At 68.8% G+C, this 3,955-nt stretch carries 3 protein-coding genes and 1 pseudogene; 2 read left to right on the forward strand and 2 right to left on the reverse strand.

Translation table 11 applies throughout. The annotated features are described in order from the left end of the window. Positions 1–41: 41 nt before the first annotated feature. Together ABZ070_RS35700 and ABZ070_RS35705 are read right to left on the reverse strand one after the other, a co-directional pair. Complete coding sequence (locus ABZ070_RS35700; RefSeq protein ID WP_356640184.1) at positions 42–878, reverse strand: aldo/keto reductase; 837 nt, start codon at positions 876–878, stop codon at positions 42–44. Between the two features lie 38 nt (positions 879–916). Continuing rightward, positions 917–2,137, reverse strand: a complete 1,221-nt coding sequence (locus ABZ070_RS35705; RefSeq protein WP_356640186.1) for an MFS transporter — start codon at positions 2,135–2,137, stop codon at positions 917–919. A gap of 249 nt (positions 2,138–2,386) precedes the next feature. Here ABZ070_RS35705 and ABZ070_RS35710 point away from each other — a divergent pair, with 249 nt between their 5' ends. After that, on the forward strand, positions 2,387–3,658 hold the full coding sequence (locus ABZ070_RS35710; protein WP_356640188.1) for a family 16 glycosylhydrolase: 1,272 nt from the start codon (positions 2,387–2,389) through the stop codon (positions 3,656–3,658). An 8-nt stretch (positions 3,659–3,666) separates the two neighbouring features. Next, positions 3,667–3,822 (forward strand): annotated as a pseudogene (locus tag ABZ070_RS35715) (ThuA domain-containing protein); the annotation flags it as partial. Positions 3,823–3,955: the final 133 nt, after the last annotated feature.

Here is a 3,955-nt window from a genome sequence, read left to right on the forward strand (position 1 = left end):
GCCGCCGTTCGGTGGAAACGGCGGCGGCGACGGCAGTGCGGTCAGTTGAGGGTGTCGGGGTCCGGGCCCGTACGCGTCCCGCGGTCCAGCCCGGCGAGAGTGTCCATGTCGTCGGCGGTGAGGGTGAACCCGAAGACGTCACGGTTCTCCCGGATCCGGGACGGAGTCACGGACTTCGGGATCACCACGTTGCCGAGCTGCAGGTGCCAGCGCAGGACCACCTGGGCGGGCGTTCGGCCGTGACGCTGTGCGATCCGGGCGAGCACCGGGTCCTGAAGCAGCGCGCCCTGCGCGAGCGGGCTCCATGCCTCGGTGGCGATGCCGTGCTCGGCGTGGAAGGCACGCAGTGATGCCTGCTGGAGATAGGGGTGCAGCTCGATCTGGTTGACGGCAGGGACGATGCCGCTCCGGTCGAGCAGCCGCTCGAGGTGCGCGGGCTGGAAGTTGGAGACGCCGATGGCGCGGGTGCGGCCGTCGGCGAGCAGCTTCTCGAGGGCGCGCCAGGTGTCCAAGTAGAGGTCGCGGGCCGGGGTGGGCCAGTGGATGAGATACATGTCCAGGTAGTCCAGGCCGAGTTTGGTGAGGCTGTCGTCGAAGGCGGCGAGGGTGGAGTCGTGACCCTGGTCGGCGTTCCACAGTTTGGTGGTGACGAACAGGTCCCCGCGGTCGATACCGGAGGCCGCGAGTGCGCGTCCGACGCCTGCCTCGTTGCCGTAGATCGCCGCGGTGTCGATGCTGCGGTAGCCGGCTTCGAGGGCGGAGCGAACGGCGTCGGTGGTCTGCTCGTCGTCGACCTGGAAGACGCCGAAGCCCAACTGGGGTATCTCGAGGCCGTTGTTGAGGGTGACGGTGGGAATGTTCGGCAGGGAGGAGGTCATGGTGTCCTTCGGTTGGTGCGGTGTGGCGTGGTGAGGGTTCAGCGGGCCGCGGTGGCGTGGGCCGGTGTCCCGGCCGCGGTCGTCGAGCCGGTGACGACGCGGCTCGCGGCCTTGCCCTCGCGGCGTTCGAGGGCGGCGGACAGGACGGCCAGAGCGAGGGCGGCCGCGGCGAGGAGGGCGCCGACCCAGTTGGGCGCGGTCAGCCCCATCCCGGCGGCGATGACGACGCCGCCGAGCCAGGCGGAGAGCGCGTTGCCCAGGTTGAAGGCGCCGATGTTGACGGCGGAGGCGAGGGTCGGAGCGCCGTGGGCGTGGTCGAGGACCCGCTTCTGCAGCGGGGGCACGGTGGCGAAGCCGAGCGCGCCGATGAGCGCGACGGAGATGGCGGCCAGGACCTTGTTGTGGGCGGTCACCGTGAACAGGCCGAGCACGATCGCGAGCGAGGACAGGGTGACGTACAGCAGCGGCATGAGGTGCTTGTCCGCGTACCGGCCGCCGATCAGGTTGCCTGCGACCATGCCGGCGCCGAAAAGCACGAGCAGCCAGGTCACGGAGGAGCCGGCGAAGCCGGCGACCTCGGTCATCATCGGCGTGATGTAGGTGATGGCGGCGAACACACCGCCGAAGCCGAGGACGGTCATCGCCATCGCGAGAAGGACTTGGACGTTCTTGAACGCGGCCACCTCGTCACGCAGCCGGACTCCTTCGGGGCGGGGGGTGTCGGGGACGAGCTTCGCCACGCCGGCGAGGCCCAGCACGCCGAGGGCGGCGACGATGTAGAAGGTGACCCGCCAGCCGGCGCTCTGGCCGATGGAGGTGCCGAGGGGGACGCCGACGACGTTGGCGACGGTCAGGCCGGTGAACATCATCGCGATCGCGCCCGCCCGCTTGTGGGGGGCGACGAGGTCGGCGGCGACGACGGAGCCGATCCCGAAGAACGCGCCGTGGGCCAGTGAGGCGACCACGCGGCCGGTCAGCATCGTGCCGAAGCCGGGGGCGAGGGCGGAGAGCAGGTTGCCCGCGATGAAGAGACCCATCAGAAGCATCAGCATCCGCTTGCGCGTCACCCTGGTGCCCAAGGCCGTCATGAGGGGGGCGCCCAGCACGACGCCCAGGGCGTATCCGGTGACCAGGAGGCCGGCCGTCGGTATCGACACGCCGTAGTCCGTCGCGACCTCGGGCAGCAACCCCATGATCACGAACTCGGTTGTGCCGATACCGAAGGCACCGACCGCCAGAGCCAGAAGCGCGAGTGGCATGGGAAGGACCCTTCCAGAGATTGTTGGTGCGCCTTACAGGCGTCCACAATAGTTGCAGACGCGTTTGCTTGCAAGCGCGCTATTTCTCATTCCGCTTCTAACGGCGCGCTTCAGGAGTTGAACACCACTTGGTCCAGTCCAAGCCCTTGACGGCCCTTTACTTCACCTCTTAAATCACACAGTGAACGAAGCTGCCTGTCATATTCATGACAGGCCCCCTTCCTCCCCACATCTCCGGAAGGGAGAGTCATGGACTCCCCGCGCTTCCCCCGGCGCCTGCGCGCAGCCGTCGTGTCGGTCCTCGCCCTCGTCACGGTCGGTACCGGCGTGGCGGGCGGCACCCGCGCCCCGCAGACGATCCCCGCCGCCCAGCCCGCGGCCCAGGCCGCCGCCGTGACCTTCTCCGACGACTTCGACGGCCCCGCCGGCTCCGCGGTCGACAGCGGCAAGTGGCAGATCGAGACCGGCGACAATGTCAACAACCACGAACGGCAGTACTACACGGCCGGCAATCGCAACGCCGCGCTCGACGGCCAGGGGCACCTGGTCATCACCGCCCGCCGCGAGAATCCGGACAACTACCAGTGCTGGTACGGCCGTTGTGAGTACACCTCCGCCCGGCTGAACACCGCGGGCAAGTTCACCACGACCTACGGCCATGTCGAGGCGCGGATGAAGATCCCGCGCGGGCAGGGCATGTGGCCCGCCTTCTGGATGCTCGGCAACGACATCGGTCAGGTCGGCTGGCCGAACTCGGGTGAGATAGACGTCATGGAGAACGTGGGCTTCGAGCCGTCCACGGTCCACGGCACCCTGCACGGCCCCGGCTACTCGGGTTCCGGCGGCATCGGCGCCGGTTACACCCTGCCCGGCGGTCAGGCTTTCGCCGACGCCTTCCACACCTTCGCCGTCGACTGGTCGCCGAACAAGGTGACCTGGTCGGTCGACGGCAACGTCTACCAGACGCGTACGCCGGCCGATCTCGGCGGCCGCCAGTGGGTGTTCGACAAGCCGTTCTTCCTGATCCTCAACCTTGCGGTCGGCGGCTACTGGCCCGGCGACCCCGACGGCAGCACGGTCTTCCCGCAGCAGCTCCTCGTCGACCACGTCCGGGTCACCACCGGCGACGGCCCGATGACCGGCGGCCCGATCACCGGGATCGGCGGCAAGTGCCTCGACGTGGCCGGCGCGAACACCGCCGACGGGACCCCGGTCCAGCTCTACGACTGCAACGGCACGGCCGCGCAGCGCTGGAGCGTGGGCACCGACGGAACCATCAAGGCACTCGGCAAATGCCTGGACGTCACCTCCGGCGCAACCGCCGACGGCACCCCGGTCCAGCTCTGGGAGTGCAACGGCTCCGCAGCCCAGCGCTGGGACGCCAACGCCGCCCGCGACATCGTCAACCCGCAGGCGACGAAGTGCCTGGACGCGACCGGCAACAGCTCCGCCAATGGAACCCGCATGCAGATCTGGACCTGCACCGGAGCCGCCAACCAGAAGTGGACGGTCACCAGATGAACGGCGACTACTGACCGCTCCTGTGGACAAGCGCCCGGTACAAGATGCTGTACGCGAATCACGGGCACAACGCCATGGACCACGGCTCGAAAACACCGCTGTCCTCGACGTTCGCGAGCGAGAGACAGACCCGCTTCCTGATCGACGGGCTCAAGTGGCTCGGTGACAGAACGGCAAGGCCGGCTTCCGGCGGTGAGCCCGCTTCCGGCGCAGGCCTCGCTCGGCGCGTACGTCATGAGTTTCAGCGTCACCGCCGAGCGTTCAACCGCCTCCCGCCAGCGACCTGAGTATCGTGAC

The organism is Streptomyces sp. NPDC006283 (assembly GCF_040613325.1).
GTDB lineage: Bacteria > Actinomycetota > Actinomycetes > Streptomycetales > Streptomycetaceae > Streptomyces.

Bases quoted from the DNA above. Each gene is read 5' to 3' on its own strand.
- ABZ070_RS35705 (WP_356640186.1), bottom strand. From the start codon at position 2,137: ATGCCACTCGCGCTTCTGGCTCTGGCGGTCGGTGCCTTCGGTATCGGC.
- ABZ070_RS35710 (WP_356640188.1), top strand. From the start codon at position 2,387: ATGGACTCCCCGCGCTTCCCCCGGCGCCTGCGCGCAGCCGTCGTGTCG.
- ABZ070_RS35700 (WP_356640184.1), bottom strand. From the start codon at position 878: ATGACCTCCTCCCTGCCGAACATTCCCACCGTCACCCTCAACAACGGC.